The organism is Bacillus salipaludis, assembly GCF_030938565.1.
GTDB classification, from domain to species: domain Bacteria; phylum Bacillota; class Bacilli; order Bacillales; family Cytobacillaceae; genus Neobacillus; species Neobacillus salipaludis_A.
This window is the reverse complement of record NZ_JAVGVR010000001.1, coordinates 2,436,677-2,462,296: the sequence shown is the minus strand read 5'-3', so window position 1 is coordinate 2,462,296 and position 25,620 is coordinate 2,436,677. Positions and strand designations below refer to the sequence as shown.

Annotated in this window: 28 protein-coding genes and 1 tRNA gene; 7 read left to right on the top strand and 22 right to left on the bottom strand. The window is 38.3% G+C overall.

Annotated elements, in window-relative coordinates; translation table 11 throughout:
* Window positions 1-22: 22 nt before the first annotated feature.
* Window positions 23-119, bottom strand: a tRNA-Sec gene (locus tag RCG21_RS12135).
* 149 nt (window positions 120-268) lie between these two features.
* Between RCG21_RS12135 and RCG21_RS12130 the strand changes: the two genes are divergently transcribed.
* On the top strand, window positions 269-694 hold the full coding sequence (locus RCG21_RS12130) for a DUF2621 domain-containing protein (RefSeq protein ID WP_133332340.1): 426 nt from the start codon (window positions 269-271) through the stop codon (window positions 692-694).
* A 111-nt stretch (window positions 695-805) separates the two neighbouring features.
* Here the strand turns inward: RCG21_RS12130 and RCG21_RS12125 are convergent, their stop codons facing one another.
* The 3 genes from RCG21_RS12125 to RCG21_RS12115 all read right to left on the bottom strand — a co-directional run bounded on the left by RCG21_RS12125 (window position 806) and on the right by RCG21_RS12115 (window position 2,644).
* The gene (locus RCG21_RS12125; RefSeq protein WP_308913198.1) at window positions 806-1,282 is read right to left on the bottom strand and encodes a CcdC family protein; all 477 of its coding nucleotides are present in this window, start codon (window positions 1,280-1,282) and stop codon (window positions 806-808) included.
* A 179-nt stretch (window positions 1,283-1,461) separates the two neighbouring features.
* Entirely contained in the window at window positions 1,462-1,821 is a 360-nt protein-coding gene (locus RCG21_RS12120) for a response regulator (protein WP_133332342.1), read from the bottom strand.
* A 115-nt stretch (window positions 1,822-1,936) separates the two neighbouring features.
* Complete coding sequence (locus RCG21_RS12115; RefSeq protein ID WP_133332343.1) at window positions 1,937-2,644, bottom strand: cytochrome c biogenesis CcdA family protein; 708 nt, start codon at window positions 2,642-2,644, stop codon at window positions 1,937-1,939.
* Between the two features lie 282 nt (window positions 2,645-2,926).
* On the opposite strand from RCG21_RS12115, the gene RCG21_RS12110 reads away from it, so the two are divergent.
* Window positions 2,927-3,106, top strand: a complete 180-nt coding sequence (locus RCG21_RS12110; protein WP_081810772.1) for an aspartyl-phosphate phosphatase Spo0E family protein — start codon at window positions 2,927-2,929, stop codon at window positions 3,104-3,106.
* Between the two features lie 33 nt (window positions 3,107-3,139).
* Here the strand turns inward: RCG21_RS12110 and RCG21_RS12105 are convergent, their stop codons facing one another.
* The 8 genes from RCG21_RS12105 to yneA all read right to left on the bottom strand — a co-directional run bounded on the left by RCG21_RS12105 (window position 3,140) and on the right by yneA (window position 11,267).
* Complete coding sequence (locus RCG21_RS12105; RefSeq protein WP_308913197.1) at window positions 3,140-4,936, bottom strand: ABC transporter ATP-binding protein; 1,797 nt, start codon at window positions 4,934-4,936, stop codon at window positions 3,140-3,142.
* A 1-nt stretch (window position 4,937) separates the two neighbouring features.
* The gene (locus RCG21_RS12100; RefSeq protein WP_133332345.1) at window positions 4,938-6,689 is read right to left on the bottom strand and encodes an ABC transporter transmembrane domain-containing protein; all 1,752 of its coding nucleotides are present in this window, start codon (window positions 6,687-6,689) and stop codon (window positions 4,938-4,940) included.
* 126 nt (window positions 6,690-6,815) lie between these two features.
* Window positions 6,816-7,028 (bottom strand): YneF family protein, encoded by a 213-nt coding sequence (locus tag RCG21_RS12095; protein WP_026574993.1) that lies wholly within the window; start codon window positions 7,026-7,028, stop codon window positions 6,816-6,818.
* A 75-nt stretch (window positions 7,029-7,103) separates the two neighbouring features.
* Window positions 7,104-7,544, bottom strand: coding sequence for a sporulation inhibitor of replication protein SirA (gene sirA / locus RCG21_RS12090; protein WP_133332346.1), 441 nt, complete (start codon window positions 7,542-7,544; stop codon window positions 7,104-7,106).
* A gap of 231 nt (window positions 7,545-7,775) precedes the next feature.
* The gene (tkt, locus tag RCG21_RS12085) at window positions 7,776-9,776 is read right to left on the bottom strand and encodes a transketolase (protein ID WP_308913196.1); all 2,001 of its coding nucleotides are present in this window, start codon (window positions 9,774-9,776) and stop codon (window positions 7,776-7,778) included.
* 181 nt (window positions 9,777-9,957) lie between these two features.
* Window positions 9,958-10,188, bottom strand: coding sequence for a DUF896 domain-containing protein (locus RCG21_RS12080; protein ID WP_133332348.1), 231 nt, complete (start codon window positions 10,186-10,188; stop codon window positions 9,958-9,960).
* Window positions 10,189-10,280: 92 nt separating this feature from the next.
* Complete coding sequence (locus RCG21_RS12075) at window positions 10,281-10,928, bottom strand: YneB family resolvase-like protein (protein WP_133332349.1); 648 nt, start codon at window positions 10,926-10,928, stop codon at window positions 10,281-10,283.
* A 15-nt stretch (window positions 10,929-10,943) separates the two neighbouring features.
* Window positions 10,944-11,267, bottom strand: coding sequence for a cell division suppressor protein YneA (gene yneA, locus RCG21_RS12070; RefSeq protein ID WP_133332350.1), 324 nt, complete (start codon window positions 11,265-11,267; stop codon window positions 10,944-10,946).
* A gap of 159 nt (window positions 11,268-11,426) precedes the next feature.
* On the opposite strand from yneA, the gene lexA reads away from it, so the two are divergent.
* On the top strand, window positions 11,427-12,050 hold the full coding sequence (gene lexA / locus RCG21_RS12065) for a transcriptional repressor LexA (protein ID WP_026574987.1): 624 nt from the start codon (window positions 11,427-11,429) through the stop codon (window positions 12,048-12,050).
* Window positions 12,051-12,236: 186 nt separating this feature from the next.
* Entirely contained in the window at window positions 12,237-12,521 is a 285-nt protein-coding gene (locus RCG21_RS12060; protein WP_133332351.1) for a DUF4257 domain-containing protein, read from the top strand.
* Window positions 12,522-12,601: 80 nt separating this feature from the next.
* Here the strand turns inward: RCG21_RS12060 and glnA are convergent, their stop codons facing one another.
* The 4 genes from glnA to hflX all read right to left on the bottom strand — a co-directional run bounded on the left by glnA (window position 12,602) and on the right by hflX (window position 17,497).
* Window positions 12,602-13,936 carry a type I glutamate--ammonia ligase gene (gene glnA, locus RCG21_RS12055; RefSeq protein WP_133332352.1) on the bottom strand — a complete coding sequence of 445 codons (1,335 nt, stop codon included), beginning with the start codon at window positions 13,934-13,936 and terminating at the stop codon, window positions 12,602-12,604.
* Between the two features lie 29 nt (window positions 13,937-13,965).
* A complete protein-coding gene (locus RCG21_RS12050) occupies window positions 13,966-14,367 on the bottom strand; it encodes a MerR family transcriptional regulator (protein WP_133332353.1) in 402 nt (133 codons plus the stop codon).
* 574 nt (window positions 14,368-14,941) lie between these two features.
* Window positions 14,942-16,213 carry a methionine gamma-lyase family protein gene (locus tag RCG21_RS12045; protein ID WP_133332354.1) on the bottom strand — a complete coding sequence of 424 codons (1,272 nt, stop codon included), beginning with the start codon at window positions 16,211-16,213 and terminating at the stop codon, window positions 14,942-14,944.
* A 15-nt stretch (window positions 16,214-16,228) separates the two neighbouring features.
* Window positions 16,229-17,497 (bottom strand): GTPase HflX, encoded by a 1,269-nt coding sequence (hflX, locus tag RCG21_RS12040; RefSeq protein WP_308913195.1) that lies wholly within the window; start codon window positions 17,495-17,497, stop codon window positions 16,229-16,231.
* Between the two features lie 183 nt (window positions 17,498-17,680).
* On the opposite strand from hflX, the gene RCG21_RS12035 reads away from it, so the two are divergent.
* Window positions 17,681-18,286 (top strand): trimeric intracellular cation channel family protein, encoded by a 606-nt coding sequence (locus tag RCG21_RS12035; RefSeq protein WP_133332356.1) that lies wholly within the window; start codon window positions 17,681-17,683, stop codon window positions 18,284-18,286.
* 133 nt (window positions 18,287-18,419) lie between these two features.
* On the opposite strand, the gene spoVK is transcribed toward RCG21_RS12035, so the two are convergent.
* The 3 genes from spoVK to miaA form a co-directional block, all read right to left on the bottom strand.
* Entirely contained in the window at window positions 18,420-19,367 is a 948-nt protein-coding gene (gene spoVK, locus RCG21_RS12030; RefSeq protein ID WP_026574981.1) for a stage V sporulation protein K, read from the bottom strand.
* Between the two features lie 143 nt (window positions 19,368-19,510).
* Window positions 19,511-19,741 (bottom strand): RNA chaperone Hfq, encoded by a 231-nt coding sequence (gene hfq / locus RCG21_RS12025; protein WP_026574980.1) that lies wholly within the window; start codon window positions 19,739-19,741, stop codon window positions 19,511-19,513.
* Window positions 19,742-19,767: 26 nt separating this feature from the next.
* Window positions 19,768-20,724, bottom strand: a complete 957-nt coding sequence (gene miaA, locus RCG21_RS12020; RefSeq protein WP_308913194.1) for a tRNA (adenosine(37)-N6)-dimethylallyltransferase MiaA — start codon at window positions 20,722-20,724, stop codon at window positions 19,768-19,770.
* A 296-nt stretch (window positions 20,725-21,020) separates the two neighbouring features.
* On the opposite strand from miaA, the gene mreBH reads away from it, so the two are divergent.
* On the top strand, window positions 21,021-22,028 hold the full coding sequence (gene mreBH / locus RCG21_RS12015) for a rod-share determining protein MreBH (RefSeq protein ID WP_026574978.1): 1,008 nt from the start codon (window positions 21,021-21,023) through the stop codon (window positions 22,026-22,028).
* A gap of 159 nt (window positions 22,029-22,187) precedes the next feature.
* Here mreBH and RCG21_RS12010 read toward each other — a convergent pair whose 3' ends face one another.
* The 3 genes from RCG21_RS12010 to RCG21_RS12000 all read right to left on the bottom strand — a co-directional run bounded on the left by RCG21_RS12010 (window position 22,188) and on the right by RCG21_RS12000 (window position 24,420).
* Window positions 22,188-22,661, bottom strand: coding sequence for a DUF456 domain-containing protein (locus tag RCG21_RS12010; protein ID WP_504928517.1), 474 nt, complete (start codon window positions 22,659-22,661; stop codon window positions 22,188-22,190).
* A 103-nt stretch (window positions 22,662-22,764) separates the two neighbouring features.
* On the bottom strand, window positions 22,765-23,898 hold the full coding sequence (locus tag RCG21_RS12005) for a DUF4179 domain-containing protein (protein WP_308913193.1): 1,134 nt from the start codon (window positions 23,896-23,898) through the stop codon (window positions 22,765-22,767).
* 12 nt (window positions 23,899-23,910) lie between these two features.
* On the bottom strand, window positions 23,911-24,420 hold the full coding sequence (locus tag RCG21_RS12000) for an RNA polymerase sigma factor (RefSeq protein ID WP_308913192.1): 510 nt from the start codon (window positions 24,418-24,420) through the stop codon (window positions 23,911-23,913).
* A 102-nt stretch (window positions 24,421-24,522) separates the two neighbouring features.
* On the opposite strand from RCG21_RS12000, the gene RCG21_RS11995 reads away from it, so the two are divergent.
* Window positions 24,523-25,158 (top strand): pentapeptide repeat-containing protein, encoded by a 636-nt coding sequence (locus tag RCG21_RS11995; protein ID WP_308913191.1) that lies wholly within the window; start codon window positions 24,523-24,525, stop codon window positions 25,156-25,158.
* The last annotated feature ends 462 nt before the right edge of the window (window positions 25,159-25,620 follow it).

Sequence of the window (25,620 nt, the reverse complement as noted above, 5' to 3'; positions counted from 1 at the left end):
CTACTGAAAATTGCATATTTTTTGGCGGGACTGCGTGGGAATCGAACCCACCAGACCACACACGGTGGTCTCATGCGGTTTTGAAGACCGAGGAGGACACCAGTACCCCTTTCAGCCCCATAAATGTGGACGAATATTATTATACTAATAAAACCAACCTGCTTACAATACCTTTCACCAAATCGTAAAGTTTTACCGGTTTACTTGTCTTCTTTCCTGCAAACAGACTATAATAAGATGAAAAAATGTTTTTTTGTAGGTGAAGAAAATGCTTCATGGTTGGTTTTTATGGTTTATTTTATTTTGGGTTGTGTTCCTGATTACTTCGTTTGGAATTGGCGGATTCTTTATGTTCCGTAAGTTTTTGAAAAAGATGCCGAAAGAAGACGGTAAGTCCGTAATGGACTGGGAAGAATTCTATGTGAACGAATCCCGTCACCTGTGGAGCGACGAAGAGAAACTCCTTCTTGAAGATTTGGTAAGTCCAGTTCCCGAATTATTCCGTGATGTAGCGAGGCATAAAATTGCCGGTAAAATTGGAGAAATTGCGTTAAAAGAGAATGCTCCAAAAATTACCGAGGAATTAGTAATTCGCGGTTATATCCAGGCTACTCCGAAAAGGGATCATAAATTTTTACGTAAAAAACTTTTTGAAAATAGAATTGATGTGGCTCCCTATGAGCATTTGTTCTAAACCGTCCAGAAATGTTGACGGTTTTTATTTTTGTCTCTCTTTTTTTAACCCTTTTTAGGCCACCCCTTAAATAAAAAACACCGATCCCCAAAAGGACCAGTGCTCACCGTACTACTTTTTAGTCAAATGAAGCTCCCTATAAAGCTTCTTATAGTCCACATACATGGCAATTCGCCATGGCAAAAGCATACTAAATGCAAGCAGGAAGAACATTCCGCTTAATTGGAACGGATCAATAGTTGAGCTTAGTACTGATTTTAAAGCAATCCTAATAACCAACAGACCCACTAAGATAAAAATAAAAGCCTTTGAACGTTTTAAATAAATATCGTTATCTCGAATTTCAAACTTCGAGGTTTTAATTAGAAAAATGGAAAATAGAGCCCCTACAACGACTGCCTCAACGATTTCCCATCCATTCAGCCTAAACTTGGGAACCACGTACATTAACGCTCCTGTCGCCATGAAAAAGGGAGGTAAGATAATTTTTCTTGCATTTGTCGGTTTTTTTGCCGCTTTAAGACGGACGAACATGACCATAATGGCCATAAATACAGCACCGATTGAAGAGATAACAACCGTGTTCATAGGATATTCATTCCTTATCTACATATTTTTCTTACTCATTATATATCAAAAATTTATGTTAGAAAAAGATATTTGCAACTTATTAATCAGATTTTAATCCCATTTTAAAAAAATCAAAGCAATACATCCACAAACTGGAAAATGAAAAACCATTTCGGGAAAACCCCTGAAATGGTTATCTATTTTAAAGCCCGATTGAGTGCTTCCATCACGCGGCAATCGTCGAATGGTTTAACAATAAAATCTTTTGCCCCTGCCTCAATGGCCTCCATAATAATTTTTTGCTGACCCATTGCTGAGCACATAATCACCTTTGCCTCAGGAAAATCCCGGCGAATAACTTTAATCGCTTCTAGTCCGCTCATTTTCGGCATGGTTATATCCATTGTTACCATATCGGGTTTCAATTCTTTGAAAAGCTGGATAGCTTCCATTCCGTTTTCTGCTTCCCCGACAACAACGTGGTCTGTTTTATTTAAAATCGCCTTTAAGGTATTTCTCATTAAACTTTTATCATCCACTATCAATATTCTTGCCAATTCACTTCCCCCACTATGGATGCAAAACGAGCATCCTCGAATAAAAATTATCCATTTATGAGTCTATTATATTTGAAAACAAAGAATATTCACAGGATTTTCAAGTTATTTCAAATTAAAAACCACTAAAGCCGCCAAATAAGCTTTGAAAAACAGTAATAATTTTTGTCATCCAGTCGAAGAAGAGAATAATCCCCATGACAATCATGATATAGCCTCCGATTTTTACAATCTTCTGACTATATTTCTTGATCCATTTCATGCGTCCGACAAAGAAGGAGAGAATAAAAAATGGAATCGCAAATCCAAGAGAATACGCAGTCATATATAAGACACCAGAACCCGGGTTTGATGTTGCTAAAAGGATAACAGAAGAAAGAATGGGTCCGGTACATGGTGTCCAGCCAGCCGCAAAGGCCATTCCAATTAATATGGATCCAATATAACCGGATGGACGATTTTTAAATTCGAATTTACGGTCTTTCATCAAGAATTCTGGGCTTAAGATCCCCACAATCATCAAACCAAAGAAAATAATAAATATTCCGCCCAGCTGGCGAATAAGATCTTTATATTCTCGGAAAAAACTGCCTACAAAGGAGGTTCCGAATCCAATGGCAATAAAGATGCACGAAAAACCTATGAGGAAAAATAATGTATGTAGCAAACTCCGCCTTTGAAGCATAGCATTTTCACTTTTCAGTTCCCCTACTGACATTCCAGTAATATACGATAAAAATGCCGGATACAAAGGCAGACAGCAAGGTGAGATAAAGCTAAGAAATCCCGCACCTAATGCTAGAAAAATATTTACATCAGACATATAAACACTCCCAATATAGTCGATACCTATTTCATTCTAACAAAAGTTTTGCCTAAAAGATAATGATTACCATGAATATTTTGTGACTATCGCTCATTTCCTTCCCCTATTAGAAAATACTCTCAAAACTCCAATAATATCCCTTGCCCTAATGGATATTTTTTTACAAATCCCTTTGAATTTATTCCCACAATAGGTTATACTAGTAAAACAAATTAATAGTTTTAGATAATTCATTCTTCGAACATACAATTTAGGAGTTTTCCGGAAAGGACATCGGCCGTGATCAAACAAGAACTAATCGCATTAATCGAAAAAAAGCGAGCTGAATTAATTCAAGTCGCGATCACCAACGGCTTGAGTTCCTCCGTTGCTATACGCTACAGCCAGGAGCTTGATCATTTACTAAATGAATATAATCGAACTTATATAAAAAAAACTCACCAATTAGTGAGTCAATAAGAGAGCCTGGCAAGCAAACTGCCGGGCTCTTTCTTATTCATTTATCGCATTTTCATAGCGTTCCATCGCACCATTCTGTAATAAGAACATTTTATGATAAAGTCCTTCCTGGGAGAGTAGTTCTTGATGGGTTCCACGCTCGACAATTTCCCCTTGATGGAGGACTAGGATAAGGTCCGCATCCTGGATTGTTGATAAGCGATGGGCAATGGCAATCGTTGTCCTCCCTTTGCGCATTTTTGCCAGGGCAGTTTGAATCGCCTCTTCTGTTTCCGTATCAATATTAGCGGTTGCTTCATCCAATACAAGTATTTTCGGGTTCGCTGCAATCGTTCGCGCGAACGCAATCAATTGTCTTTGACCACTGGAAAAAGTAGAACCCCTCTCCACCACTTTATGATCATATCCATCTTCCAGCTTTTCAATAAAACCATGAGCTTGAACAAACTTGGCCGCTTCCACTACTTGTTCGTTCGTTAATTCCGTATTATGCAAACGGATATTATCCTTGACCGTCCCATAAAACAAAAACGGATCCTGCAAAACAAGCCCCAGCTTTTCCCTTAATACTTCTTTCGAAAACTCACGAATTGATACGCCATCTATTAGAATATCACCACGCTCATATTCATAAAAACGCATCAATAAATTAATAATCGAGCTTTTCCCGCTTCCAGTATGTCCGACAAGGGCAACCGTTTCTCCCGGGTTTGCCGTAAACGATATATTCTTTAGCACATCCCGCTCCCCATCATAGGAAAAGCTTAAATGCTTAAATTCAATTCTTCCAGCTTCAATGTTCAGTGACTCTTCTTCTTGCTGGGCAGGTGCCAGCTCTTCTTCATCCAGCAATTTAAATACACGGCCCCCGGCAACAATTGCCTGCTGGTACAAGGACAGGCGCATCATCATTTGATTCACCGGCTCAAAAAAACGGTCCAAGTAACTGATAAACGCATATAGGACACCAATCTCAACTGTATGTTGGAAGGAAGTAATACCAAAATAACTTAATACAATGATTAATCCAAAGACATAAATCAGATCAATAGCCGGTCTTAATAAAAGCCCATCCACCTTGATGTTTTTCATTCCAGCTAGATAATGCTGTTCGTTGATATCCGCAAACTCTTTCCGGAGTCTTTTTTCCTGACGAAACATTTGGATAATTGACATTCCTGATAATGATTCGCTCAACTTTGCATTCAATTGGCTTAAACGTTCGCGCATATCGGTATAAAAGCGGGAGCTGTATTTTCGGTAGAGGTTCATGACCAGCAACACAATTGGGATGATGACCACACAAAGAACAGCAAGCTTTACATTTAAGATAAACATCGCGATAAAAATTCCAATTAACAAAAATCCACTTTGAATAAACGTGGCCAAGACCGTCACAAACATGTCTTTTATCGCTTCGGTATCATTGGTCACCCTTGAAACGATACTCCCTGCCGGTGTTTGATCAAAATAACGTAACCCCAAGGCCTGAACCTTAGAAAACACATCAATCCGCAATTGTTGGATGATTTTTAAGGCAATTTCTTGGAACTTAACTAATTGAAAAAACATCAAGATGGCTTTGATGATTTGGATTCCCATATACACTGAACCTAATATCAGTAAGGGCTTAAATGTTAATTTCCCAGGTGTTAAATAATCATCGATAAATATTTTTACGAGAATCGGACCGACGATATCTCCTATCGTGGTGAGCAAAAGGAATAGGAACCCCCAACTCAGTGCTTTTTTATGTGGTTTTGTATAAGAGAGCAGCCGAAACAAGACTTTTTTATCTGTTGTTTTGTTCATAAAAGCTGCTTTTTCCATCTTAGTGCCCCCCATGCTCTACCAACTCCTCAAGCTGCTGGTGTAAATACATTTCTTTATACCACCCATTAGAATCCATCAACTCATCATGCGTCCCTCTTTCGATGATTTTCCCCTCATCTAAAACAAGAATCAGATTAGCATGTTGAATTGCGCTTAACCGATGCGAAGTAATGATGGTCGTTTTCCCTGCTCGGTTCTCTCGTAAGGCGGACAGTATTGCTTCCTCGGTTTTTGCATCAACAGCAGACAAGGAATCATCCAGCACCAACACTTCTGGATTCATCAGGAGCGCTCTAGCAATCGATATCCGTTGTTTTTGCCCACCGGAAAGCGATACGCCACGTTCCCCTACAACGGTTTGATATCCATCCGTAAATTGAAGAATATCCTCGTGAATTTTCGCTAGTGCAGCAGCCGCCTGAATATCACTAAGAGGAGCATCAGGATGGGTAAAGGCAATATTTTCAGCCACAGTTGCTGAAAATAGAAAATGATCTTGGGGAACATACCCGATCGCCTCGCGAAGTTTTTCCAGTTTGTATGCTTGAATGCTTTTTCCACCAAACAAAATTTCCACGCGGTCATTTTCGAATTCACGGACGAGCAGTTTCAATAGCGTCGTTTTTCCAGCACCTGTTTTACCAACGATTCCGAGCGTTTCCCCTTGATTTAATACAAAGGAGATATCCTTTAACTTAGCTTCCGTCTCATCTGGATAAGTAAACTCCGAAATTTCATATTGTATATCTCCTGTTGGGACTAAATCTAATGCTTCTTTAGAATCGCGGATTTCTATCGGTTCACCAAGAAGTGTTGATACACGGTCATAAGAAGCGCGTCCACGTTCAACAATATTAAACAACCAACCAAACGCGAGCATTGGCCAAATTAAGAGTCCCAAATAGGTGGTAAATGAAATCAGTTCCCCAATGGTCAGCTCCCCATTGATAACATATTTTGCACCGAAGACAATCGAGAGGAAAAAGGAAATCCCAACAATAACCGATATCGTCGGATCATAAAGCGAATCTATTTTCGCAACAACGATATTTTTTTGAACCACATCCTCTGATTGTTTTCGAAAATCCTCGATATCTTCTTTTTCCTGACCAAAGGTTTTAATAACCTTTATCCCGGTAATGCTTTCCTGTGTTTTATCATTTAAGGATGAAAACGCCTCCTGTGCTTTGTGAAAAGTTCGGTGCAGCATTGTGCCGAACCAGCTGGTCAACATCGCCATAAACGGCATCGGAATAAGGCAAATTAACGTAAGCTTCCAGCTGATTGAAAACGCCATTGCCAAGATAACGAACCCACCAGTAGACAGTGAATCAACGAGGGTAAGAACACCGGCACCTGCTGTTTGCTGAATGGCCTGCAGGTCATTGGTCGCATGGGCCATCAGGTCACCAATACGGCGCTTTTGATAAAATGACGGAGACATATTGGTGAAATGCTGATACAACTGGTTTCGTAGAATTTTAGAGAGTTTCACCGATGAACCAAATATCATCATTCTCCAATAATATCGCAATCCATACATCATCAGAGCAACCACAACAAGAATACCCACCCACTCTACCAAGATACCGGTTGTCATTGTTCCTTCCTTTATATGATCTGCAATTATCCCGATTACTTTCGGAGGAACCAGTTGAAGCAGCGCGACGAATAATAATAAAAGCGTTCCTGTTATGTACGATTTTTTCTCTTGCTTAAAAAACCAGCCCAAATCCAAAAAGACCTTCATGTACACTCCCCCGAAATCTCTATCTATAGGATTTTTATTTTAACAAATTTTCGAAAAATAATAAAGATTTCGAAATTCAATTGAAAAGCATGAAAAAAAGCACCCATTTACACGAGTGCTTGTCTTTTATTTTGATTGCTGCTTATTCATAGCATTCATCATTTGGTTGATCTTCTTTTGTGAAGGTTTCATACCCATTTGCATCATCATCATTTTAAGCATTTGTTCATTAATTGGCGGATTTTTCTTTAAATAGCTCATCATATACTTACGAGCAATGAAAAATCCTAGTGCTACACCAGCAGCTAATGCCAGTATACCAACTAGAACGTACATCATTAAATTTCCTCCTTCATGTTGTCTACCATACACAGTGTACTAAAATTATTAGGAATATACAATATCCGTTTTTAATTATACATATTTTCTTTCTTTAATCGGCTTTAACCAGCCAAAACGCTCGTGTTCTAAGTCGATTGCTAAAAACGAAGATTCACATTTCCTAAGAACTTCAAAAAACACTGTTTCTGCTTCATAGCTGCCAGTTGCTTCTACTGATATGAAATCCTGGAAGACGGCTAATTTTGCTGTACTTAGTCTTCCATTCAATTCAATAGAATATGTGCCATGGTCCGCCTTAAATCCCTTTATTTTACCAAGTTGTTTCTGCAAAAGTTTATGAATTTTTAATACCTCAACCGTTTTGGTTATATAAGTAATTTGTTTTCCTGTAATATATTTTAGCTCGCCGAATGCTCTTTCATGTTCACGAAAAAGCTGAAAAAACATGCTCTCTCTTCCGAAGTAATGGGCGGCAAATTCATCTTCTATTAAATATAGCCGATAGTTTCTCACCACAATCTCTCCTTCGCCAAAAGCCCTTTTTTCTATTATAAAAAAACAAAATCAAAACTTTTGTCTTTCGGCGGCAAAAACTTTCACTATTTTTGTCGATTTTCATATATGTAATAAAAAGCCTACAAATTCACCTTAATACGGTGGAAAATTTCTAAGATTAAAAAACTTTATCAATATAAAAAGAGAACAGCCATTATAAGCTGTCCTCTCAATGAAAAGGTAATATTTTTATAATAATGCTTTTAAACGAGCCACCACGTTATTTACTGTAAAGCCGTATTCTTCCATAATTTTTTCACCAGGAGCAGAGGCGCCAAATTTATCAATGGCTAGTACATCTCCTTCGTCTCCTACATATTTATGCCAGCCTAAGGAAGCACCCACTTCAATTCCAAGACGTTTTTTCACATTCTTAGGAAGAATAGAATCTTTGTATTCTTTTGATTGAGCTTCAAAGCGATCCCAAGAAGGCATGCTGACTACAGAAACCTGTATACCTTCTCCTGCTAATGCTTTTTGAGCTTCCACAGCTAGTCCTACTTCAGAACCAGTTGCTAGCAACAATGCGTCTGGAGTTTCTTTTTCAGAAGCAGAAATAACGTAAGCACCTTTTGAAACACCTTCATACGCATTTACATCAGTACCTTTGATCGTAGGTAGATCTTGGCGAGTCAGTACAAGAGCCGTTGGCTTGTTTGTTGACTCAACAGCAAGTTTCCATGCTGCCGCTGTTTCATTCCCATCTGCCGGGCGAATGAGGGAAAGATTCGGCATTGCTCGCAAAGCGGCAATTTGTTCGATTGGCTCATGTGTTGGACCATCTTCCCCAACTGCAATACTGTCATGGGTAAACACATACGTAACTGGTAATCCCATTAACGCAGCTAGACGAATGGATGGACGTAAGTAGTCAGAGAAAACAAAGAATGTTCCGCCGAATACCTTAACACCGCCATGAAGCGCAATTCCGTTCATTGCTGCTCCCATTGCAAATTCACGAACGCCAAACCAGATATTACGGCCTTCATAGGAATCAGGCATGAAGTCATTAGAGCCTTTGATTAAAGTTTTATTTGATCCAGCAAGGTCTGCAGAGCCGCCAATTAAGATTGGTAAATTTTTCGCAATGCCATTAAGCACTTCACTTGAAGATGCACGGCTAGCAAGGCTTTTTCCCTCTTGGTAAACTGGAATATCTTTGTCCCAGCCCTCTGGAAGTTCATGATTTAATGCTTTTTCAAGCTGTGAACCAAGTTCAGGGTATTCCTTTTTGTACTGTTCAAAAAGGTCATTCCATTCTTTTTCTTTCTTTTCTCCATTTTCAACAATAAGCTTCTGGAAGTTTTCATATACTTCTTGTGGTACATGGAAGTCTTCTTCAAAGGTCCACTTATAAGCTTCTTTTGTCAATTTTAATTCAGCCGCACCTAATGGAGCACCGTGAACACCGGAAGTTCCTGCGCGGTTTGGTGAACCATAGCCAATGACTGTCTTCACTTCAATCATTGTTGGACGGTCTAAATCACTTCTCGCTTCTTCAAGGGCTTTTGAAATTTCTTCAAGGTTGTTGCCATCTTCTACACGAATATACTGCCATCCATAGGCTTGAAAACGTTCTTTAACACTCTCAGAGAACGATTTATCTAGGTCTCCATCAAGAGAAATATCATTTGAATCATATAAAACAACTAAACGTCCTAATTTTAAATGACCTGCAAGTGATGCGGCTTCAGCAGACACACCCTCCATTAAATCACCATCACCACAGATACTGTATGTATAATGATTCACAAGTTCATATTTATCCTTATTGTAAACACTTGCTACATGGCGCTCTGCCATTGCCATTCCGACCGCCATGGCAATACCTTGGCCAAGTGGTCCTGTTGTTGCTTCTACCCCTTCAGTGTGACCATATTCCGGGTGACCAGGTGTTTTACTGCCCCATTGACGAAATTGCTTTAAATCATCCATTGTTACATTGTAACCGGACAAATGAAGCATGCTGTATAACAACGCGGAACCATGTCCGGCGGATAATACAAAACGATCACGGTTAAACCATTGAGGATTCTTTGGATTATGGTTCATAAAGCGAGTCCATAATGTATAAGTCATTGGTGCAGCACCCATTGGCATTCCAGGGTGGCCTGAATTAGCTTTTTCAATCGCATCAATAGAAAGTGTGCGAATGGAGGTTACCGATAATGCATCAATCATATCAAACATAAATTACATCCTTTCCTGAATAATAGGATTATAAGTACACCAATAATATTATAGTCCCGTTCCGATTTATTCAACTAATTGCATCAAAATTAGTTTTTGTAAGCCTTATCATTTTATATTTTCCCACAGAAAGCGCTTTAATATGTAAAAGAGGAATACAAAAATGTATTCCTGCCCTCTTTTAATGTAAGTTATTCTTTTTTCTAGCCTTGATTTTATCAGGTGTTACATCATTACCTAGTGGATCGATAATTTTGGTGTTCGTTAATGTATTTAACATACTAGAACGGAAAACAGCTAAATATTCACTTCTTAATTTTGATTGTTCTTTTGCTTCTAGTTCCGTTAATCCAGTTGATTTTGATTTTCTTGCTAATTCATTAATTCTCGCTAATTTTTCCTTTGAAAGCAAATTAAACCCACCTTTCGAAGCAAGTTATCATAAATACTAAATCCATGACAACTGATTTTACTAGAAAAAGCTCCGTCTGACAAGGTAATTGTTTAATCTTCTTCTTTTTGAATATATTCTTGATATCGTCTATGTACGGTTGCTTTTGAAATATTATAACCAAATCCCCTTAAGGTAGCGGCAATTTCAGCAAAGGTCAATTTGTTTTTTCTTAGCCTGACAATTTCTTCAATAGGTGCATCAATTTTTTCCCTGCCTGAGTTTTCTCCGAGATTCTTAAGATTTTTCTCAGGTTTGTATCCTTGCTGGACTGCCCTTTTCATACCACGTTTTATTTTGATGTTATGGAGCTTGCGCTGGTATTCCTCTACCATCCCAACAATTTGTAACACCATTGAATCTGATTCAGAAAGCTGCAGTTCTCCGTTGTGTGATATACTAAAAAGCTTTATATCTTCTTTTAAAACACAATGCAACAGAGCAATCTTTGCATTACCTCTGCCCAGTCTCGTTTCATCCTGAATTAATACGGCCTGGATCGGTTCATCTTTAATTTTTTGAAGCAGTTGAAGGATCCCATCTCTTTCCAGTTCATAACCACTTGCTTGTTCCTTAATGATGGCTACAACATCAAAATGATACTGTTTAGCGAGCTGGATGAGTTCTTCCTCCTGCCTTTTAAGTGAGGTTTCCTGTGTCTCTTTCGTTGTACTGACTCGGCAATAAATAATTGCTTTCATACTTATTCTCTCTTTCTATTCTTCAGCTGCACTTGCTAACTCTGTAGTAGAAAAGGTTTTCTTGTTAACGGGAATAACAATCTCTTCACCTGGATAAATGTGTTCATCTTCTATTTTATTATGGAGTTTAACCCAATTTACAAATTCCTTATTGGTAAGAGAATGCTCATTTGAGTATTCCTTAGAAATTTTCCAAAGGGAATCACCTTCCGAAACAGTAATTTTTTTATAGTGGTCATTTGCAGTTGAACTAAAATCAATCGAAAGTATAAAAGCTAGCAGGCAGCTTAATCCAATTAGAATAATAGAAAATGAATATTTGGTCCATATTTTTTTCATTACAAACACCTCTCAACAGAATATATGTTCGTTTTAATTGATTTTATTATAAAACGAACGTTTGTTTGTTGTCAATGATATTCGAACTTATGTTTGTATAAAATTGGCGAACATGCTATAATTAAGGTAACAATTACTAGTAGCGAGGTGGAAATTACCATGGCTAAAATTTCTAAACGGCAGCAGGATATTCTTGATTTCATTAAAGGCGAGGTAAAGAAAAAAGGGTATCCACCCTCTGTTCGGGAAATCGGTGAGGCAGTCGGTCTTGCTTCCAGCTCTACCGTTCACGGTCATTTAGCTAGATTAGAAAGTAAAGGGCTTATTAGAAGAGACCCTACTAAACCAAGAGCAATCGAAATTTTAGAAGTAGATGAAACAGCTCAAATCCCAAGAAATAACGTTGTCAATGTTCCTGTTGTCGGTAAGGTAACCGCCGGGCTTCCGATTACAGCGATAGAAAATGTTGAAGAATATTTTCCACTTCCCGAAAGACTTGCCCCATCTGATGAACATGTATTTATGTTGGAAATTATGGGTGAAAGTATGATTGAAGCAGGAATCCTTGATGGGGATTATGTCATTGTTAAACAGCAGCCAACCGCAAATAATGGTGATATTGTTGTCGCTATGACTGAGGAAGATGAGGCAACCTGTAAACGATTTTTTAAAGAAAAGGATTATATTCGCCTTCAGCCGGAAAATTCCGCAATGGAACCAATCATTTTAAGGAATGTCTCAATTTTGGGAAAAGTGATTGGTGTTTATCGACATATACATTAATAATAAGAAGTCAGTACAAAATAATGTGCTGACTCTTTTTTTTGGAGATTTCACTATTTTTATTTTACAAATATTGAAAATTCAGTATTTTTTACCCATTCTTTATAGAATACAATTTTAATATAATGGAATTACACCAAGATTTACCTTAGGTCAAAAATTTAGGCTTAAGGAGGTTGAGAAACTGTGTTAAAAGACATTATTTTCTCTTTCGTAATTGGTGGTATAGTTGGAATTATTGGACATGTTCGAAAGCACGGAAAAATCATCATGCCGCGTAAGACCAAAAAGTTTATATACCTTGGATTTTTAGAAGAAATGCTTCTTGGCGCCTTTGCTTCACTGCTCCTTGTTTTGTATATTTCCCCTAATTCTTATGTTGAAAAAATGACCATCTCGATTACCGCAGGGATCAGTGGTGATTTAGTTCTGACCGGTTATAAGCAATTCAAGCAAAATGGTTCAGAATAAATGGAGCCCCCTAAATCCAAAAAGCTTACTTGCATAATAATAAAACTCCTAAGCAGCAATGTGCTTAGGAGTTTTTTGTATTAATACATAGACATGTATTGTTCTCTTTCCCATGGGTGAACTACTGTACGGAACATATCCCACTCAATTTCTTTCGCTTCAACAAAATGTTCGAAAATATGTTCACCTAGAGCAGCAACCATAGTTTCATTGTTTTTTAACTGATCTAATGCTTGTGCTAATGTTGCAGGAAGATCGATAATGCCCTCTTCGATTCTTTCTTCCTTGCTCATTACATAGATATTGCGATCGACTGCAGCAGGAGGTGTAATATTATTTTTAATTCCATCTAATCCTGCTTTTAATAGAACCGCTAGTGCAAGATATGGGTTTGCTGCTGGGTCAACGCTTCGCACTTCTACACGTGTGCTCATTCCACGTGAAGCTGGAATACGAATTAATGGTGAACGGTTTTGTGCAGACCAAGCAACATAACAAGGTGCTTCGTAACCTGGTACTAAACGCTTATATGAGTTAACTGTTGGGTTTGTAACTGCTGTAAAGCTTGGAGCATGCTTCAAGATTCCAGCGATAAATTGACGAGCTGTATCACTCAATTCAAGGTCACCTGTTGGCTCATAAAATGCATTTTTACCATCTTTAAATAAAGAGAGATTACAGTGCATTCCGGAACCGTTCACTCCGAATAATGGTTTCGGCATAAATGTTGCGTGTAAACCATGTTTGCGTGCGATGGTTTTTACAACAAGCTTAAATGTTTGAATTTGGTCACAAGCTGTAACGGCATCCGCATATTTAAAGTCAATTTCGTGTTGCCCAGGAGCTACTTCATGATGAGATGCTTCAATTTCAAAGCCCATTTCTTCAAGCTCAAGGACGATATCACGACGGCAGTTTTCCCCTAAATCGGTTGGCGCTAAGTCAAAGTAGCCGCCTTGGTCATTAAGTTCTAATGTTGGTTCACCTTTTTGATCTAACTTAAATAAGAAGAATTCCGGCTCAGGCCCTAAGTTAAAGTTTGTGAAGCCAAGTTCTTTCATCTCTGCTAGAACACGTTTCAGGTTATTACGAGGGTCACCGGCAAATGGTTTGTCATCCGGAGTATAGATATCACAAATTAAGCGGGCAACTTTACCTTTTTCCGCAGTCCAAGGGAAAACAACCCAAGTATCAAGGTCAGGATGAAGGCGCATATCGGATTCTTCAATTCGTACAAATCCTTCAATAGAAGAACCATCAAACATCATTTTGTTATCTAATGCTTTTTCTAATTGGCTGATTGGAATTTCGACATTTTTAATCGTTCCAAGGATATCTGTGAATTGTAAACGAATAAATTTAACATTTTCTTCTTGTGCCAAACGTTGAATATCTGCTTTAGTATACTTAGCCATTTTATTACCCCCTACTAATAATTAAATGATTAATGGAAAAAGCGTGACATATCTCCCTGTCTTAAAGTTGGACGACTCAATTTGTTGCTATGCAACAATTCATTGCGAAGTAGTTTTCTAAGCTGTTCATCCGTTAACTCGCGTTTGGATTTTTCAGACTGCTGTTGAATAATATTGGTTTGTTGCTCCTTCACAAGAAATAGCTGTTTGATCCCAGCCATATTGACCCCTTGATCAATTAAATCCTTGATCTCTAAAAGCCGGTCAATGTCATTTAAACTAAATAAACGCCTGTTTCCATCCGTTCTTGCTGGAGAAATTAATTCGTGCTCTTCGTAGTATCGGATTTGTCTTGCAGTTAATTCCGTTAGCTGCATGACTGTTCCGATGGGAAACAGTGGCATGGAACGGCGAATTTCTTTTCCGCTCACCTATCCTCGCCTCCCTTTTTCGTAATTCATATTGTTATTATATTTGGTGTTAGAAAATATGTCAATTATATGTTAGATTTTCTTACATGGTTTTTTTCATTGAAAATTTTCAGATTAAAATGACGGTTATTACTATGTAACGGTATTATTTTAAAATAAACATTAGAGCCCATTATCTATAATTTTTTATGTTCATATGTACTTTGAGCTTTTTTTAGTTTCCGAGCAACGAATTTTTTAATCTTTACGGGCACTATGAGGCACTGATTGTTCCCGCTCTATCCATTTTTTCACCTTCACGGGCGCTATGACACCTTGTCTGTTCCCGCTCTACCCATTTTTTCACCTTCACGGGCACTATGACACCTTGTCTGTGTCCCGCTCAACCTATTTTTTTACCTTCACGGCACCTAGAACACCTCTAAGTTCCCACGCAACCCGCTTTCTCACCTTCACGGGCACCTAGAACACCTCTAAGTTCCCATGCAACCCGCTTTCTCCCTTCACGGGTACTTAGTCCGATTATATAATCCCGAAAAAGGGCCGCCACATGTAGCAACCCCCATAGTTTTAGCTAATTTAGTTGAATTAATCCTTTTTCCAGCAAACGATCCACTGCCAGGCAAACAGCTATTTTAACATGTGAATAGGTGAGACCGCCTTGAACATAAGCCACATACGGTGGCCGAATTGGACCATCTGCCGTCAGCTCAATACTAGCCCCCTGAACAAAGGTTCCGGCCGCCATAATCACATCGTCCTCATATCCAGGCATATAAGCAGGATACGGAGTGACATGTGAATTAATCGGCGAAGCAAATTGAATGGCCTGGCAGAAAGCCACCATTTTACCGCGGTCATCAAATTGCACCGCTTGAATCAGGTCTGTCCGCTCCGAATCCCATTTAGGTGATGAATTCATCCCCAATTTTTCAAGCATAGCCGCGGTAAATACAGCACCCTTCACAGCCTCCCCTACCACATGTGGAGCAAGGAAAAACCCTTGATACATTTCCTGAAGACTGTAAAGAGAAGCACCTGCTTCCGCTCCAATACCAGGTGAAGTCATTCGGTAAGAACAAGCCTCAACCCACTGTTTTTTCCCAACAATATAGCCACCCGTCTTGGCAATTCCACCGCCAGGGTTTTTGATCAGCGAACCGGCCATTAGATCCGCACCAACATGACATGGCTCCAATTCTTCAACAAATTCACCATAGCAATTGTCCACAAACACGACAACATCGCTTTTGATTTCTTTTACAAATGCAATCATTTCTTTGATTTCCGCAATCGTAAACGATGGTCTTGTTGCATAGCCCTTTGAACGTTGGATACCAATCATCTTGGTATTCGGCTTGATTTTAGCTGCAACCGAATCCCAATCAATTGAACCCGTGCTACTTAAAGATACACTATCATAGCTAATCCCAAATTCTTTTAGCGACCCGACCCCGTTTCCGCGAATCCCAACAATTTCTTCAAGCGTATCATATGGTTTTCCGGTCATATATAAAAGCTCATCACCTGGCCTGAGTACTCCAAATAATGCGATGGAAATCGCGTGAGTACCGGAAATAATTTGCGGGCGGACTAGACCTGCCTCTCCCCCGAACACATCAGCATAGACTAATTCCAATGTATCTCGGCCAATGTCGTCATAACCGTAACCTGTTGACGGGATGAAATGCGAATCACTTACCTTATGTTTTTGATAACTCTGCAACACCCGAAACTGATTTACCTCAGCTCTTTCTTCAATCCATTTATGTACTTTAGCAACTTGTTTCTCCACTTCCTTGACAATTGGCTGAAGCTTTTCCCCATTTTTCAACTGTTGAAACATTTTGTATCTCCTATTCTACACTTTAAATTTCTCTAATTGTCCTGTAATCTGATGGTCCATAAGTGAATATCCCCGGCATTGGTAAAGCTGACTTTCCTCATTAAAACTGAGATCACGCAATACGGTTTCATTTTTTAATAAGGACAACAGTTTTCCTTCAGTAGATGGAACTTCTACTTGATACGGAACCATCACTTCAATAACGACACTTTCCATTTTTCTTTTTAGCTCATTCCGATCCTCTTTGTCAAATGCACTAATAAAAACAGATGGGGTATTAGCTGTCGGAACAAAATCCGGGTGCTTCTGATCTCTTTTATTATAGACGGTTAATTGCTGGATATCTTTAACTTCTAAGTCCTCAAGCAGTTTATTAACTGTTTTTTCATGATGAAAATAATCCGGATTGGACATATCGACAACATGAAGCAGCAGATCTGCTTCCTTCACCTCTTCCAATGTGGAGCGAAAGGCAGCAATCAAGGTGGTCGGAAGATCCTGTATAAAACCAACTGTATCGGTAATCAAGGCGAGGAACCCGCTTGGTAAAATTAACTTCCGAGTCATCGGATCAAGGGTTGCAAACAACTGATTTTCCTCATAGGACTCTGCCTCGGATAGACGATTAAACAAAGTTGATTTTCCAGCATTCGTGTAGCCGACAATGGCAACTTGAAAGGTTTTATTTTTCTTTCGTCTCTCTCTGTATCGGTCTCGGTGCTGAACGATCACAGCGAGCTGTCCTTTAATATCATCAATCCTGCGGCGGATATGACGCCGATCCGACTCCAGCTTTGTTTCCCCTGGTCCTCTTGTTCCAATTCCGGCACCAAGACGGGATAAAGCGGTACCCTGTCCGGCTAGGCGCGGCAAAAGATATTGGAGCTGTGCGAGCTCTACCTGTAATTTTCCTTCTTTAGAACGTGCCCTTTGCGCAAAGATATCAAGAATCAGTTGGGTTCGATCAATAATCCGGGCACTGATTTCCCTTGCTAAATTTCTCTTTTGGCTTGGGGAAAGTTCATCATTAAAAATGACTAGATCGGCATCAAGCTCTTCCGTTAATGCCTTTAATTCTTCGACTTTCCCTTTGCCTAAGTATGTAGCAGGATGGATGCGTTCACGTTTTTGAACAACCGAAATCAGGACTTCACCTTGTGCTGTCTCTGTTAAGGAAGCTAATTCATCCATCGAATATTGAAAACGTAAATCGTCCATCTCTTGTGTTTGACATCCAACAAGAATTGCTTTTTCAACGGTTTTCTTTGTCTCCGCATATTCCATCAGCATTCTTCCTTTCGAAAAGTTCTTCCCCCATCATATCAAATCAGTCCAAAATTCTCTAATTTCCACCAAAAATCAGTTGATTTATTACCTTTAAATGTTAAAATCATATTTGCTTATATGAATATATTATTTTTATATAACGTTTTAGAAAAAAGAAATTTTGGGGAGATATGAGAAGAAATGACTTGGGAAGTGCTGAGTATGATAGGTACAATTGCTTTTGCTGTTAGTGGAGCAATTGTGGCAATGGAAGAAGAATATGATATTTTGGGAGTTTTTATTTTAGGAATTGTTACAGCCTTTGGCGGTGGTGCGATTCGAAACCTGTTAATTGGTGTCCCTGTATCGGCCCTATGGGAGCAGGGATTACTTTTTCAAATAGCCATTATTGCCATTTTAGCGGTATTTTTGTTTCCTGCAAATTTACTGAAGCAATGGCAAAAATGGGGAAATTTATTTGACGCGATTGGACTTTCGGCTTTCGCCATTCAAGGAGCCATCTATGCTTCTAACATGCACCATCCCATGAGTGCGATTATTGTCGCTGCTGTTTTAACAGGAATTGGCGGTGGAATTATTCGTGATTTATTGGCAGGAAGAAAACCGGTTGTGCTACGGGCTGAGATATATGCCGTTTGGGCGATTCTAGCTGGAATCATCATTGGCTTAAAGATTACATCTAGTCCATGGGAGTTGTATACCTTATTTGCAATCGTGACTGTTTTACGAGTCTGTTCTTATACCTTTGATTGGAAACTGCCGATTCGAAGAATTGAACATTATTAATCCTTTCCCATAGATTTGAGGAAGGTTTTTTATATTTAAAATTTCTCATCTTTCTATTTATATGGAGATAATTTCGATTATATAATTTAAAGGTTCATAAGAAAAGACGGGGATTGAATCTCCGTCTTTCTTTCTAATCTTCCTCAAAAATCAAATCATTGCTTCGCAACGTCATTAATTCATGCCGATCATATGAATTTAACATGAGCAGCCTCATCGCTTGTGCTCGAATTGATTTTTCAATAATGTTTCGCACATAACGGCCATTTGAAAAACTAGTCGGGCTCAACACCGCTTTAACCCAAATTAAATGATCTTTTACCTTTTTTTCCGCTTCATGACTGAAAGTATATTCTCTTTCAGCCAGCATCCGTTTAGAAATTTCCAACAACTGCTCAATGTTATAATCAGGAAAATCAATTACAAGAGGAAACCGCGAATGGAGACCGGGGTTTAAGGTTAAAAAATAATCCATCTCCCGAGAATAACCGGCAAGGATTAAAATAAACTCATGCTGCTTATCCTCCATATGCTTAACAAGCGTATCAATCGCTTCTTTGCCAAAATCCTTTTCTCCGCCGCGCCCTAGGGAATAGGCTTCATCAATAAATAAAATACCGCCCTGCGCTTTTTTCACAAGGTCGCGTGTTTTTTGTGCAGTATGACCGATATATTCCCCGACAAGGTCAGCCCGTTCCGCCTCAATTAAGTGCCCCTTTGATAAAACATTCATTTTTTGAAAAAGTTTACCAATCAATCTGGCCACGGTCGTTTTTCCGGTTCCGGGATTTCCTTTAAACATCATATGAAGGGCTTGTTTTTTTGCCTTTAAACCCATTTCTTCCCGCTTTTTGTTGACATAAATCCAGGCATAGATTTCTTTTATCATTTTTTTCATTTCATCCATGCCAACCAAAGCACCAAGCTCTTCCTCTATTTCAATTAAAGCCGAATGCTCGGGGGGGATTTCCTTTGGAACAACTTGAAAGTCAGGCATTTTTTTTGGAATGTTTTTTTTCTTTTGTGTGTTGAGGACAACTCTTATTTGACCGTTACTTTTCTCTCTGAATTGTTGATCCAAAGCTTTCACCTCTCAATCTGAAAAACAGTCTGCTCTCAAAATAATCATTATTCCCTCAATCTATGTGTATTCAGTTTTTATACATTTTATTTTGAAAAATAAAAAAGAGCCCAGAGATTTGGGCTCAAATTTATATTTGGATTTTATTCAGCATTCAAATCAAGTTGAACATTTCTTTGCGGAGCAAAGGTTGAAATAGCATGCTTATAAACTAATTGCTGCTTTCCTTCCGACTCAAACAGGACGGTAAAATTATCAAAGCCTTTGATTTGACCCCTTAATTGGAAACCGTTCAATAGGAATACGGTTACATGGGTGTTATCCTTCCGGCATTGGTTTAAAAATTGATCCTGAATATTAATGGTTGTTTTCATTAGTATATCCTCCTCTTTTATCTCTACTAATATGTATTCGATTTTACTTGTAGCTTTCCTTCAACATAATGTGAAATTTCCGTTAATTTTTTCGGGAAATTCTGCACTTCTGTTACATCAAACCATTGTACACTCATCTTGTTTCGAAACCAAGTTAACTGCCTTTTTGCATAGCGGCGTGAATTTTGTTTGAGGTTTTCAACAGCCTGTTCGAGGCTGATTTTTCCATCAAGGTAATCATAAATTTCCTTATAGCCAATGGCTTGGATTGACTGGCAATCCCTTAGTTCTTGGTCATGGAGCTGTTTAACTTCTGTTAAAAGCCCTTCCTCCATCATTAAATCGACACGCATATTAATTCGCTTATAAAGTATCTCTCGGTCCATTGATAATCCAATAAGCGCTGTCTCATATAGAAGGTCCGGCTGTTGTTCGCTTTGCACATCACTCATCTTTTTTCCAGTGCAGTGATAAATTTCGAGTGCCCGAATAACCCGCCTAACATTGTTTGGATGAATTTGCCCAGCACTCTCCGGATCAATCTGGGTTAATTCCTGGTGAAGTACCTCAACACCTTCATTCTTCGCTCTTTCTTCCAGCTGCAGGCGGAACTCCTCATCGGCAGCTGCATCGGAAAATTGGTAATCATAAATGACAGACTGTATGTAAAGTCCGGTACCCCCGACAATGATGGGAAGCTTACCTTTTTCTGCAATCTCACTGATTTTGGCACGAACGAGTTGTTGAAATTCCGCAACAGAAAAGCTTTCATCCGGCTCGCGAATGTCAATAAGGTGGTGCGGAATCCCTTCCATTTCTTCGAGCTTTATTTTTGCAGTACCAATATCCATTCCACGGTAAATCTGCATGGAGTCACCCGAGATAATTTCCCCCTCAAACCTTTTCGCCATTTCAATGCTAAGCTTCGTTTTCCCAACTGCTGTCGGCCCAATAATGACTAATAACTTTTGTTTTGAATCCAATCTTTTCACACTGCCCTTATTCCATTTTGAGTGAAAGATTACTCCTTCACGTTCCTATCGTAACACATATTTAAAAAGCAGTTGAACATCAAATAAGTATAATCAAAAAATAACCTTTCTATGCATTATTTCAAAGTGAATTTTTTATGACAAATATATTTCCAATAAAGCAGGCTTGTTCATTAACATTACAAATGGGTAACGTTTCATTTACAATCGACAAATTACCCCCAAATTCGTGGTAGGGTATTCGTAGGTTATTCTGTAAGAATACTAGAGAAAAAGGTGAAAAAAACATGTTATCTACATCAGAAATTGGTATTGATTTAGGAACTGCTAATATATTGGTATATACAAAAAACAAGGGAATTGCCTTAAATGAACCCTCCGTGGTGGCAATTGATACCACTACGAAGCAAGTAGTGGCAGTAGGTACCGAGGCAAAACAAATGATTGGGAAAACCCCGGAAAAAATTGTCGCAATCCGCCCGTTAAAGGATGGGGTCATTGCAGACTATGATGTAACCACCGATATGCTAAAAGCAGTTATGAAGAAAGCTGCTAAAATAGGCGGTTTTTCCATCCGTAAACCAAATGTCGTGGTTTGTATCCCGTCTGGATCGACCAGTGTTGAGCGAAGAGCGATTCATGATGCTGTTCGGAACGCAGGTGCAAAAAAAATAAGCTTAATCGAAGAACCAGTGGCTGCAGCGATTGGTGCAGGTTTGCCGGTCGATGAACCGGTAGCAAATGTTGTCGTAGACATTGGCGGTGGAAATACCGAGGTTGCCATTATCTCCTTTGGCGGCGTCGTGGCTTGTCACTCCATTAAAGTGGGCGGTGACCGTCTTGACGAAGAAATTATTCAACACGTACGTAAAGTATATAATGTGCTAATTGGGGAAAGAACAGCTGAAAATATTAAAATGGAAATTGGCTATGCCCTGATTGATCATGAAGAAAAATTCATGGATGTCCGTGGACGAGATTTAGTGACTGGATTGCCAAAAACGGTGAAACTATCATCCTATGAAATTCGTAATGCTATGAAAGAGTCATTATTACAAATTTTAGAAGCAATTCGGGCAACGCTTGAGGACTGCCCTGCAGAGCTGAGCGGTGATATCGTTGACCGAGGCGTGATTTTAACAGGTGGCGGCGCCTTAATGAATGGAATGGAAGAATGGTTGAGTAAGGAGATATTTGTTCCGGTTTCCCTTGCGTCAAATCCACTTGAATCAGTTGCAATTGGTACTGGAAAATCACTGAAATATATTAAAATGCTGCAAACTGCGGCGAAATAAATAATTTTAGAGGGTCGAAATCTGTGATGGTTTCGACCCTTTTAATTTGCACCTCATTTTTTTGACCCGTTTGGATGATTTATTTGCCGGATTATCTGGATATTTGCCACTTTTAAATTTTTACTTGAAACACTCAATTAATGATTAAACAACAAATTCCTAAAAAACTACATCCAATATAAAGACAACAATCATAATTAACTGAATAAATGCTTTTGCAAAAGTTCCGCTTAAAAAAGCAATTAATGTAGCAAACGCCACTTTTATCGAACCCTGGAACGTTTTCTTTTGCACTAATTCGGCAATCAAGACCAAAACAAAAGGAACTAAAATAACACCAAAAGGAGGAATGATAAAGCTGCCGACAATTAATCCGATTGTAGCTGCCCGCATCCCCCACTTGGATCCCCCCGCTTTGTCCACAAAGTGAAGATTCGCCAAATAATCCGCTAAAAATAATAAAATAGTAAGGATCACAAGCATGGTCCACGAAACCCAGGAAAGTTCATTTGAATTAATACCGAATTGATACAGCAGGACACCACCCCATATCAGCAAAACGGACGGAATAATCGGATAAACAAGCCCAACAAAACTGAAGATAAAACAAACAATTATTATGGTCCAAAATATAATAGCTAGGATACGATCACCTCTTTTCCTGCATTATACTATATTCAAAACCACCTTCAAAAAAATTAGAGCCTGGCGCTGCCAAGCCCTATCTAATCATTATTTACTTCTTCAATGGAATTTTAATACCCTCTCCAACTTCAAGCACACAGTTTTGGCGGTCCTTAACCGGAGCAAAAAACATAATGTATTCGTCATCTGCTCCCTGTACCTCACCTTTACTAAAAATGGGATCCACCCTTTTACCAGCTGATCTTAAAAACACACCAGATTTTTTCTTATCAACGATATAACCGTATTTTTTATTAAATTTCCTTGCATGTAGGAATTGATTTTCCAATTTACTCATCACGTGGTATTTTTCACCATTTTCAGTGATAAGTTTAGTATCAGAACCCGTAATGACCACTCTTGTTTCCATCGCTGAAAACTCAACTTGCTTAATCCTGTAATTTTGGTTTTCAAACGTGAAATCTTTATCTACATTTACTGTTTCCCTTGTTGAAATTGCGGATTCGCCTAGTTTAAACTCAAGCGGCCATATGGTTTTTACTTCACCTGTTTTTTGATCATCATATATGGTTAAATTTTCAATTTCCAAACGAATATTTTGCCCTTCATATTCTTTTATTGAATCAAATGATTCGGCTTCGACCACTTTATTTTCCTTTGCATCATAATACCTACTGCCCCATCCAACAGAATGTAATCGTTTTTTTGGTGTATTACCAACCATCAATTTGATTGAGCTTTTCCCCTCAAAAATGTCGACATAATAATGCTTTAAATTTGTTTTTTTACTTTGATAGGTTAATAAGAGTTTTGTCTCCTTATCATCTGTTAAAACACTCTCAAAGCGCACGGTTATATCATGTTTCTTATCATAATAAGTTTGATTTACCGTTTGGCCGTGTCCTTCGTTAATCGCCATTTTTAAACCTGAATCATCAATATGTTTACTTGAAAATATTTTATCCAATGCCTCTTGAATAGCTGCCAATGCGGGGGTAAAAGTTAAAGTTGATACGGTAATTAGGCAAATGGCAGCAGCAATAGTTATTCTTTTATATAGACCTCTTTTTTTGTTTTTGGCCGTGACATTATTTTGCATTATAATATCTCCTTGATATCCTAGGTTGTCTGTCCTATGTACCTTATTCTGTACTTCATTCCAAATATCCGGTACCTGCTTTTCTATTGCATTGTCCAAGTGCTTCAGAATTTTTTCCTTCTTCAACACCATTCCTCCCTACTCTATTCCTTTTCGAAGTTTTTTCATGGCCACGTTATATTTCCAAAGAACTGTTCCTAACGGCATTTCTGTGATTTTGGCAATTTCTCTATGCTTCATTCCCGAGATATCCTTCAAGATGACGATTTGCCTCTCCTCTTGATTAAGCAATTCTAAGTATTTGGATAAAACCATTTTGTCTATAGGATCCTCCGAAATAGATTGCAGCCTTTCGAAATAATCACCATCAAATCCCGTAATTTCCCGTTTTTTCTTTCGATAAAGATCTAATGCTGTATTCCTGGATACTGTTAACAACCATGCTTTCACATTTGAAATCCTTTGATGTTTCATATGCTGAAAAAGTTTGATATACACTTCCTGCAGCACATCTTCAGCCATTTCAAAGTCTCTAAGTATCGATAAGGCCATTGCAAAAACATGTTTTTTATGTGCATTGAATAATTGCTTAAATTCTGCTAAGTTATCAATGGGCATTTCCGATTGTTTTATATTCGTGTGAACCATTTTAGGCCTCCTTTCATAGAGTAGACGGTTCCATGCCACTTTTTATTGGAAAAAAATTATATTTTTAATTTAACAAATTATTGAATAAGTGAGGCATTGTAAATGAAGATTGAATTACCAAAACTTTCAGATGAATTACCTACTAGGAATTTCCAAGATATTTTTTATGAAGAAGACCCTGAATTGGAAATGTGTAAAATTGTTGATTCCGTTTTTGAAAACGAAACGGTTAGCAGAGCACGTCTATCTAATATGGTGATTAAGAATAGTAGGTTTAACCACACCGATTTTCAAAATATCGATATAACGGATGTTGTCTTCGAGAACTGCGATTTATCGAACGCCAATTTGAGCAAGTCGTCTATTCACAGAGTCGTCTTTAAAAATAGTAAATTATTAGGTGTCGATTTTACGGACTCTCGTTTTGGAAATGTTCAATTTGAAAATTCCGTCTTAAACTTAACAACATTCGGAGATTCCAAGCTGGAAAAAGTAAGCTTCCAGGACTCTTCATTAAAAACCACAGATTTTTTTAACTGTAAACTTAAAAATATCGAGTTTCAATTATCTAATATTGACGAGGCAAACTTTGATCAAACATCCCTAAAGGGAATCGACATCAGCACCTCTAATTTTAATACACTGGCTGTAGCAATGGATGATTTAAAAGGGTGTAAAGTTTCATCTTATCAGGCGATTCAATTTGCTGCATTAATGGGGTTGATTATTAAGGATTAGCTACGGTGATGAAATGCTAATTGTATGTGGGCGTTTTATAGTGTAGTTCAAGAATTCGAGATTAGGGAAATTCCTTTTGGTCATGGATTAACATATTAATATTGCTTATGGTTTCAAGCGGAAGAAGACGTTCAGAACTAGAATTGTTCAAACGTCTTCTTTTTTAATTAATAAGATCATTTTAGAAGCCTCATTATTTTGATTAATAATCCATAATATTTATCTTCGGAAATTGCGTCTTGGTGTTTTTGAGGGTAATGATTTAAATGGATCCAGGCATTCTCCGCTTTTCTTTCCAATTCCTTTTTTTTGGTTTCAAGAAATATTTGGTATTCATAAGGCGGCACTGTTCTTTCCCTCCTTTGCCATTTGCTCTTTTATAAATAAAACGACCAGACGGTTTATTTTAATTCTATGAATCTGTCTTGAAAATGTTCCAACAATGTAGGAAATTTCTAATGA

Bases quoted from the DNA above. Each gene is read 5' to 3' on its own strand.
- hfq (WP_026574980.1), bottom strand. From the start codon at position 19,741: ATGAAAACAACCATTAATATTCAGGATCAATTTTTAAACCAATGCCGG.
- lexA (WP_026574987.1), top strand. From the start codon at position 11,427: ATGGCTAAAATTTCTAAACGGCAGCAGGATATTCTTGATTTCATTAAA.
- RCG21_RS12075 (WP_133332349.1), bottom strand. From the start codon at position 10,928: ATGAAAGCAATTATTTATTGCCGAGTCAGTACAACGAAAGAGACACAG.
- yneA (WP_133332350.1), bottom strand. From the start codon at position 11,267: ATGAAAAAAATATGGACCAAATATTCATTTTCTATTATTCTAATTGGA.
- mreBH (WP_026574978.1), top strand. From the start codon at position 21,021: ATGTTATCTACATCAGAAATTGGTATTGATTTAGGAACTGCTAATATA.
- RCG21_RS12095 (WP_026574993.1), bottom strand. From the start codon at position 7,028: ATGATGTACGTTCTAGTTGGTATACTGGCATTAGCTGCTGGTGTAGCA.
- RCG21_RS12035 (WP_133332356.1), top strand. From the start codon at position 17,681: ATGACTTGGGAAGTGCTGAGTATGATAGGTACAATTGCTTTTGCTGTT.
- RCG21_RS12045 (WP_133332354.1), bottom strand. From the start codon at position 16,213: ATGTTTCAACAGTTGAAAAATGGGGAAAAGCTTCAGCCAATTGTCAAG.
- RCG21_RS12105 (WP_308913197.1), bottom strand. From the start codon at position 4,936: ATGGAAAAAGCAGCTTTTATGAACAAAACAACAGATAAAAAAGTCTTG.
- RCG21_RS12000 (WP_308913192.1), bottom strand. From the start codon at position 24,420: ATGGTTCACACGAATATAAAACAATCGGAAATGCCCATTGATAACTTA.
- RCG21_RS12130 (WP_133332340.1), top strand. From the start codon at position 269: ATGCTTCATGGTTGGTTTTTATGGTTTATTTTATTTTGGGTTGTGTTC.
- RCG21_RS11995 (WP_308913191.1), top strand. From the start codon at position 24,523: ATGAAGATTGAATTACCAAAACTTTCAGATGAATTACCTACTAGGAAT.
- hflX (WP_308913195.1), bottom strand. From the start codon at position 17,497: ATGGAATATGCGGAGACAAAGAAAACCGTTGAAAAAGCAATTCTTGTT.
- RCG21_RS12115 (WP_133332343.1), bottom strand. From the start codon at position 2,644: ATGTCTGATGTAAATATTTTTCTAGCATTAGGTGCGGGATTTCTTAGC.
- glnA (WP_133332352.1), bottom strand. From the start codon at position 13,936: ATGGCTAAGTATACTAAAGCAGATATTCAACGTTTGGCACAAGAAGAA.
- RCG21_RS12100 (WP_133332345.1), bottom strand. From the start codon at position 6,689: ATGAAGGTCTTTTTGGATTTGGGCTGGTTTTTTAAGCAAGAGAAAAAA.
- RCG21_RS12125 (WP_308913198.1), bottom strand. From the start codon at position 1,282: ATGAACACGGTTGTTATCTCTTCAATCGGTGCTGTATTTATGGCCATT.
- tkt (WP_308913196.1), bottom strand. From the start codon at position 9,776: ATGTTTGATATGATTGATGCATTATCGGTAACCTCCATTCGCACACTT.